9 protein-coding genes are annotated in these 7,833 nt (G+C 37.7%); 4 read left to right on the top strand and 5 right to left on the bottom strand.

All coding sequences use genetic code 11. From position 1 onward, the window contains the following. Together F6K15_RS30885 and F6K15_RS30880 are read right to left on the bottom strand one after the other, a co-directional pair. The coding region (locus F6K15_RS30885) for a DNA N-6-adenine-methyltransferase (protein ID WP_293068775.1) at positions 1-1,963 on the bottom strand (1,963 nt) is incomplete at its 3' end. A 448-nt stretch (positions 1,964-2,411) separates the two neighbouring features. Further along, positions 2,412-2,819: a helix-turn-helix transcriptional regulator gene (locus tag F6K15_RS30880; protein WP_293068772.1), complete on the bottom strand. Its 408-nt coding sequence runs from the start codon at positions 2,817-2,819 to the stop codon at positions 2,412-2,414. Between the two features lie 194 nt (positions 2,820-3,013). On the opposite strand from F6K15_RS30880, the gene F6K15_RS30875 reads away from it, so the two are divergent. After that, positions 3,014-3,574: a hypothetical protein gene (locus F6K15_RS30875; RefSeq protein ID WP_293068770.1), complete on the top strand. Its 561-nt coding sequence runs from the start codon at positions 3,014-3,016 to the stop codon at positions 3,572-3,574. On the opposite strand, the gene F6K15_RS38745 is transcribed toward F6K15_RS30875, so the two are convergent. The 3 genes from F6K15_RS38745 to F6K15_RS30865 all read right to left on the bottom strand — a co-directional run bounded on the left by F6K15_RS38745 (position 3,479) and on the right by F6K15_RS30865 (position 4,493). After that, a complete protein-coding gene (locus F6K15_RS38745; protein WP_363269064.1) occupies positions 3,479-3,916 on the bottom strand; it encodes a helix-turn-helix transcriptional regulator in 438 nt (145 codons plus the stop codon). The two genes, F6K15_RS30875 and F6K15_RS38745, sit on opposite strands and share 96 nt — an antisense overlap. Before the next feature lie 101 nt (positions 3,917-4,017). Next, complete coding sequence (locus tag F6K15_RS30870; RefSeq protein ID WP_293065392.1) at positions 4,018-4,317, bottom strand: hypothetical protein; 300 nt, start codon at positions 4,315-4,317, stop codon at positions 4,018-4,020. Between the two features lie 47 nt (positions 4,318-4,364). Continuing rightward, positions 4,365-4,493: a hypothetical protein gene (locus F6K15_RS30865; RefSeq protein ID WP_293068768.1), complete on the bottom strand. Its 129-nt coding sequence runs from the start codon at positions 4,491-4,493 to the stop codon at positions 4,365-4,367. Positions 4,494-4,726: 233 nt separating this feature from the next. Here F6K15_RS30865 and F6K15_RS30860 point away from each other — a divergent pair, with 233 nt between their 5' ends. The 3 genes from F6K15_RS30860 to F6K15_RS30850 all read left to right on the top strand — a co-directional run bounded on the left by F6K15_RS30860 (position 4,727) and on the right by F6K15_RS30850 (position 7,816). Then, positions 4,727-5,077: a hypothetical protein gene (locus F6K15_RS30860; protein WP_293063811.1), complete on the top strand. Its 351-nt coding sequence runs from the start codon at positions 4,727-4,729 to the stop codon at positions 5,075-5,077. Continuing rightward, positions 5,074-5,496, top strand: coding sequence for a PAS domain-containing protein (locus tag F6K15_RS30855; protein ID WP_293068765.1), 423 nt, complete (start codon positions 5,074-5,076; stop codon positions 5,494-5,496). The genes F6K15_RS30860 and F6K15_RS30855 overlap by 4 nt, the downstream gene beginning before the upstream one ends. Positions 5,497-6,010: 514 nt before the next feature. Further along, on the top strand, positions 6,011-7,816 hold the full coding sequence (locus F6K15_RS30850) for a ShlB/FhaC/HecB family hemolysin secretion/activation protein (protein WP_293068762.1): 1,806 nt from the start codon (positions 6,011-6,013) through the stop codon (positions 7,814-7,816). Positions 7,817-7,833 lie beyond the last annotated feature (17 nt).

The following is a 7,833-nucleotide window of genomic DNA, read 5'->3' as shown; positions in this document are numbered from 1 at the left end:
ATTTACCTATACCCATTAGGTAATCATTAGGGTTTATTTCTCCTTGAGATTGAATATCTTCTATTAAGTTGTCAATGTCGATACTATATGTATCTCTGAGTAGTTGTTTTTCCCGTTCTGGTAGTTCTAATTTTTCATCATCTTTAAAAAATACTGTGCCAAATAATTCTTTGTTTTGGTGTATATATGCTGTAGTAGAATTATTTCGGGTGGCAATTAAGTCGGTATTATACCCGTTCAGGATATCAATAAAATCATCTAAACTATCAATGATTTCTTGCTCGAACCACCATGCTGCTCTCTCTACAGCTTCTTCTATAGTTTTTGCATAGTTTGAAAATGCTGTTTCATGGCTTATAAAGAATAGACCTTGACTTTCATATAGATCGGTAATTTTTACCCAGTCACTACTATTTTTATCATCTGTTTTATAGAGCATTACTTGGCTATTATCAATAGCTTCTAATACCCATTTTTCTGATACTAATGGTTCGATTTTTTTGATGATTGGTATAGTAGTTTCAACTTCTGTAGGTTGACTATTTGTTGAAGTTTTTACCTCTCCATATTTGCTAAAAACTTCATTGAATTTGTCTGCATTTTCTCCCCAATAAACTAGACAATGGGATTGTCGTGCGGGTAGTTTTGGTTGGTAGTTTGTATCTAAGAATTTGATGCGTCCTTTCCAGAAACAGATGGGTTGGTTCCATAGTGGGGTAAACCATTTTGTGTCTGTGGATGCTGGTAGGAGGGCGATCGCTTCTGTGACTCGACTATAATCTATTTCAGATAGCAGTTTTTCTATCCATTTACCAGGGCAACTATAGGGTGGGTTGATAAATACTTTACCTTGCCATTGTTGGTTGAGTCCGTCTTCTGTTATTGTGTAATGGGTTGTTGCTGGTATGTGTTTTCCGTCGTCGGAACAGGGGTCTAGGTCTATTTTTCCTAATACCTTTTCAACTAATTCAACAATCTCTGGTGGTGTGTACCAACAGTCGGAAGGCTTGGAGGAGGTTTTTTGAGTGGGGTTCGTTTCAACAGTTTCTATTTTGGTAATTGCTGCTGTCTTATGTTGAGGAGCGCGAGCGCTTGACCTCTGCGCTTCTAAAACTATATCTGTCTTTAAGCCTTTCAATAGTTCAGTAAACTGATGAATATTTCCAGAACAGTAAACTTTGTTGTGACCGGGACGGATAAACCACCAGCTATCATCGCTGTGACCTACCTCAATATCTTCATTTAAGATATGGAAAACACCAAAACTTTCATTTAGATGGAAAGGGTCGGAAGTACCTAAATTACATAAAGAGCCAGTAAATTTACCTCCTACTTCTTCTGCTGCTTCGTACAATTTCTGTAGAAAAAATTCTGCGGGCTTACCTGCTTTGAATTCTTGCCATACCGCATCTATCAAGGGTTGAGTAGTGGGGTTAGTATCTTTACTCCACCTCTTAGCGGATTCAGATTTTTTGAGACCTACTTGATGTTGATTTTGTTTGTTGTTCCAAAGTACGCGAAAATACCTTTTCTCAGAACCTGCATTTACTTCTCCACTGATGGAATTGTACCAAGTTACATCAACATCTTTTGATGCTTTATTTGTTGTAGGAAGGTCTGTCTGATTGTCTATACTATTATCATCTAGACAATTACTACTTTCGGCGTATTTTGAGTTCTTTGTGTCGGAGAATACATTCTTTTGTTCATTTTCTTGATTTCCATCAACTATTTCAATAACTTGTAGTGTTGATGTTGGTGATGTAGGTAGGATTAATCCGAGTAGCTCGGCAACTTCGGAGCGATATACGGGATACTTTTCGAGTATGGGAATCAGTGATTCCATAACTTCGGAGATTTTAGCATCCGCATTACTCATGTCTTCAAGTCGTTCTTGTTCTTGCTGTAGCTGGATTTGAAGAATACGCACCAGCTCTTGCTGGCTTTGTAGATGTAGTACCATAATAAATTTTCTTGATATCGTTTACAGAATTGCCCTTGGTTGCAGGATGGGAATTCCGTGTACATCAGGGAAAGTGGTGGGTTGCGGGGTTAAATTGAAAATCTTGTATATTGCGATAATTAACAATTAACAATTAACAATTAACAATTGCCTTTAATGGAAAGAATTGACGTTCAAGGAAATGTTTTCCTTTTTTTCCCATTGAAAGAGGAGGTTTTAAACCTGAACTATTTAATTATTAATTATTCATTATTAATTATTCATTGTTCGGTAACACAACTGCAGCTATGTACAGTATAGTTTGGTATTTTTTGAACTAACGATCACAGTTCAAGATTTTTAACATGAATGCAATATCACTTTGATGCAACGGAAGTACGGATGGAGTGATGCTCGGCTCAAGTGTAGTTAGTTGCACTTGATTACACGGGGGAGCGATCGCTACATCCTATCCGCTTAATACAACCCACTTTTTGTTCAGTTGATGTGCCAATCGGCAAACTTTTCGAGACGGTTTGTTCCGGCCACTAATCCAGTGGCCAATAGCTTTGACCGAAACTCCTAGAGCCTCAGCTAATGTAGAACGGGATATATTAAATTTTGTTAGCAGTTGTAGTGGGTCCAATTCTGCTGTTTCGATTTGGGGAGGGAACGGCAGTGGCCACTTATTTAAAATCTGTAAAATTTCCCACGCTAGTCGTTGGATAGTCCGGCTTGGTTTTGTTGTCCCGCAGAGCCATCTCGATACGGCTGATGGATTTACTCCTAGAGCTTTTGCTAGCTGCGTTTGGGATAGCCACTGGAATTGCAAAAGTAGGGAGACTGGATTTGTCTCCTCGAAATGTGCTATATTCATGGTTCAAAAGTTTTAAATAATTTTGTTTGCTATTGGGAAGTTGAGACCTTCCTGGTAGCTTTATTTTTGTAGTAACTTAATTATGTCAAGATCATATATGTTTGTCAATAGGAATATTCTATAGTCATTTGGCATATTGAGAAAGACAAGATGTCAAAATGTTGTACAATATGGATAAGTATTTGTGAATTAATATGCCAGTTGATAAGAGAGACAGATTAGTCGTTGATTTAACTTCGAGTTTAGGTTCTCAGAAGTTTTTAAAGCATTTATTAGATAAGGAATCTGAACGTAGTGGAATTTCTGTATCTCACGGAGTTCGTATTTTGTTAGTAGAAGCTTTGCGGGCTAGATATAAGAACTTGTCTTTGGCACAAATTATAGAAATATTTGGTATAGAACTTTTGGCAGAAGAAACAGGAATGTCGATTTCGAGATTAACTGAGTTGGCTTGTGAAATTACCCCACCTGAACTAGAAGAAATCGTGGTTTTGGCTACTTGTTTGCCTTTCGATGCTAAAGAATTATTCCAAATGTCTAAATTAAAACCTTTTCTCAAAGCTCAGAATAGTTCAGTTTCTGCGGAAGGCATGAATGGTATTGCGGATTTATTCAATCAATTGATGTCAAAGCAAGTACCAAGTTATGATGCAGTAGTTTTAACCGCAGGTTTGCTGAAGATAGATACAGAAAAGTTGCTGGATTTTTGTAATCAAGTTAGTGAACGGGAGGAAAAACAAAAAAATGGTTGTTGATATAGTTAAATTTCCTCTCCAGTAGCCAATGGCCCTAGCCGAAACTCCTAGAGCTTCAGCTAATGTAGAACGGGAAATATTAAATTTTGTTAGCAGTTGTAGTGGGTCCAATTCTGCTGTTTCAATTTTTGGAGGGAACGGCAGTGGCCACTTATTTAAAATCTGTAAAATTTCCCACGCTAGTCTTTGAATAGTTCGGCTTGGTTTTGTTGTCCCGCAGAGCCATCTTGTTACGGCTGATGGATTGACTCCCAGGGCTTTTGCTAGTTGCGTTTGGGATAGCCACTGGAATTGCAAAAGGAGGGAGACTGGATTTGTCTCCTCGAAATGTGCTATATTCATAATTTGAAAGTTTTAAAACAATAGATTTTAGCTATAGGGAAGCTCGTAACTTCCTTGTAGCTTTTTATTTAGTTTAATGGTAACTAAGTGTTACTATCAAGTCAAGTACCATCAACAAAGTGTTTTTTGAATAACTGACGGAATTCGTTGATAATGTTGGCCTGTTTTAATATGACCTTTACATAATCAGGATGCCCTTTGAAATCAGCTCCCCAGTTTTTTATAGATTGCTCGGTAAAACCTGTGACTTTTGCTAGCTCTTCGATACAGCGAGCTTTGTACCCTCGCTGTTCTGGTAAAGTGTTGTAAAGTACAGGGACCCATATTTGACAATACTCTTCAGGACTCATGCCAGTTTTTATATATGAATTATTTTCTACATGGCATTTTGTTATAGGCATTGTCTAGGGTAAGTTTGAACTACATCTATCTTTATGGTAATCAATAGTTACCTAAATTTCACAGGACTGATTTGTTTGATGTCTCTGGCGATCGCTACAAAACTCAACTCATTATCTAAAAACAACTTTTGAAAACTATTTTTAGAGCGAATTTGTTGAGCTTTAAGAATTTGCACAGTTGATGCTTGGGTCTTGATGCACTAAAGTGCTAAGGCTCTTTTGCTGATTAATCTAAGATTGTTCTATCAATAGATTTACACTACGATAAGATCGTAGCATCTACTATAATTAATGTCAATCAACTTTAGTAGAAAAACTTAGTTGATTCAATATTCAAATAATCAACCGTAGGGGAATAAAGTTGTAGTGTGGCTATTATGGTTATTGTAAATAGTAAATAATATATTGAATGACCGCAAAAGTTACCCCAACTTTGAGTGACGAGACAATGGCCTTTTATGACGAATGGGCAGAGGAGCAAGGCAGGGGCACCGCTAATATGTGTGGTTTTGTCTTGGAGCTTATTGCCAATTTGATTAGGGATGGCTACGAAATACCTGGACTACCACAGCCCATAAGAGCTAAAAATCCAGAAAATTTGTCTATCAATTTTTTGAATTTGCTGAAGGGTGAAGGTCAAAAAATGACCCACGGACAATTTTTAATTTTGGCCAGAAAGCTCAACGTATCTGTAGATTCATTGATAAGAATGGTAAATGACAAACCCTTTGTTGAGAACGGCGATCGCAAAAAAATTTGAATAATGAAATCATTACCCGACCTATAACATCTTTAAATTATGATTTAATCAAGACTCTCAATAGAATGGTTGAATACGAGGTTCCTTGCGGTTTAGTCACGCCTGACGACAAGCAGATATGGGTTAACCGTCAATCCGAACAACTGTTTCACGCGAGTGGTCAGGAGCTTGTGCAGGTAAAAACCTCGGATTTTTGGCATCCAGCGGATATAGCTGATTTCCATCAAAAAATCCGTCAGACGAGCAAAAACACCTCTTTTGAATATACTTACCGAGCGCGGATGGGTTTCAAGAAAAACGAGGATGGTTCCGATATTTGGATGCAACTTACGAATGTGTATGAAATAATCGATGATGCAGGAAATAGACTAGCTAGAAATTTAGGCTCTAGGGAAATAGCATCTCCCGTAGTTCAATAGCATGAGATTTTCCGATAGCATTTGCTATCGGAAGGAATCAATAACATAAATCATAAATCTTATAGTTTCAACCAAAATCTGTTGGCTGAACCAACTACTACTCCTAGTGATGTGAGGTTGCCTGTGGCATAAATTGACTTTTGTGGGAAGCGATCGCTTTTATCTAAAAGTAAGCGATCGCTCCAGCTTTAAGATTATGTACAGCATTTTCCGATAGCATTTGCTATCGGAAAGACTCAATAACAAGGATAGCTTCGGAAAGTTATACAGTTTAATGTCAGGAGGAGAAAGTCTTGCATTGAAAGGGTTATAAAATCAGTTGGCACGCTTACGACAGTTTCTTTATAAGTACCCCAAATATGCAATTTTTTAAGTTTTTATAAGTTGAATATTAAGTGTAACAAGATGATTTAGGCTGATGATAAACATCAACAGCCTAATACATTGGGTGGGTATGCGTTTACTATTCAATTTGCTTTGGCCTACATTTCTGATTATTAGCGGAAATGGACTTTTGGTTAAACCTAGTTGGGGGATAATTTCAAAAGAAATTGACTCTGAGATTCAGCTACATGGGTCTTCAGAGATTTTGGGGACATTAAATGGGGTTCAAATTGCTCAAGAATCTGGCCAAGAGAATGAAGAGAAAGAAGAACGAAAAGATAGTTGTACAGTAGCGCAACCTAAATCTCCTCCTTCTCCCATTCCAATTGTTAATATTCGTCTAGACGATGGACGTACTGTCTTAATTCAAGTTGAGGGGAGTAGTGCTTTTAGTAGAAAGGAGATTATTGATTTTGCTCTTGAAAGTACAGACAAGACGCAAGAGATTAAACAATATATTGAAGAAAAGGTTAGATTTGTGAAGTCTGAGGAGTCCGATCAGCCTCTCGATCTGCCTAAGAATATAATCTTTAAGGATCTCTACGATGTTTTTCTGAAATCCTTAACTTCATTATATGTTGAAAATGGTTACTATACTTCAGAGGTGAGACCTCCTAGAAATCTAGAATTCCCTAAAACTCCCATCATTGTAATAGAAAGAGGGCTGAAAGAAATTGAAGTTCGTAATAGAGGACGCTTAAATAAATCTTATATCTGTGACCGAATTTTACTGGGAGCAAAATATCCTTTCAATTCGTTAGAACTTGAGGAAAAACTGAGATTACTACGAGTAAATCCACGTTTTGACAATATAGAGGCCAGTCTTATTGTAGATGATAAGCTAAAAGAAACAAGATTGATTGTTCGAGTTGAAGAATCTGACTCTTTTGCTGCCTACTTAAGTGTGGACAACTATTCTCCTCCTAGTATTGGCTCAGAAAGGGTAGGTACAGTTTTGCGCTATGGCAATTTAACTGGATTGGGAGATGAAATTCTTGCTTCCTATTATCGCTCTACGACTGGAGGAAGTGACATTCTTGATTTTAACTATCGAGTTCCACTTAATGCCATGGAAGGTACACTTCAGTTCAGATTTGCTCCCTACTGGCAAGAAATCACTCAATCTGATTTTGATGAATTGGATATTCGGGCAAAGAATGAATTGTATGAAGTTAGTTTCCGTCAACCCCTAATTCGCTCTATTCGCTCTGAATTGGCCCTTTATGTTGGGTTTACTTATCAGGAGGGGGAAACATTTCTCTTTGATGAACGGTTTCCTTTTGGGATTGGGCCAGATGAAGAGGGGTTTAGTCGTACTAGCACCCTCAAGTTAGGCCAGAATTTTATTATACGGGACTTTGATGGCTCTTGGTCGTTCAATTCTCAATTTAGCTTTGGAATTGATATGTTTGATGCTACTACTAATCCCGAACCTATTCCCGATGGACGCTTTTTTAGTTGGTTAGGGCAGGTACAGCGAGCGCAGAAATTATCGGATAACCATCTGTTGATTATTTCAGGTGATATTCAACTCAGTCCAGATAGTTTGCTTCCTGCTCAACAATTTGTGATTGGGGGAGGGACATCGGTGCGAGGATATCGTCAAAATGCTCGTTCAGGTGATAATGGGTTTCGTTTATCTATTGAAGACCGAATCACGTTAACCCAAGATGCTAGGGGCGCTCCCCAAATTCAAATTGCGCCTTTTGTTGATATGGGGGCTATTTGGAATAAACCGAATAATCCTAATGAGTTATTGGATCAGAGGTTTTTAATTGGAGCTGGTGTAGGATTTTTATGGGTTAATTTTCTGGGGATTGATAATCTAATTGTGCGGGGAGATTATGGATATCCATTTATTGACTTAGATGACAGAGGAGATAATATTCAAAATGATGGATTCCACTTTGGAATTAACTATCAGGTGACATTTTAAAGAATGACATCAAGTCC

Origin of the sequence: Okeania sp. SIO2B3 (genome assembly GCF_010672525.1) — a bacterium.
Classification (GTDB): Bacteria; Cyanobacteriota; Cyanobacteriia; order Cyanobacteriales; family Microcoleaceae; genus Okeania.
Note: the sequence above shows the minus strand (reverse complement) of the source record. Positions and strands in the feature narration are given on the sequence as shown.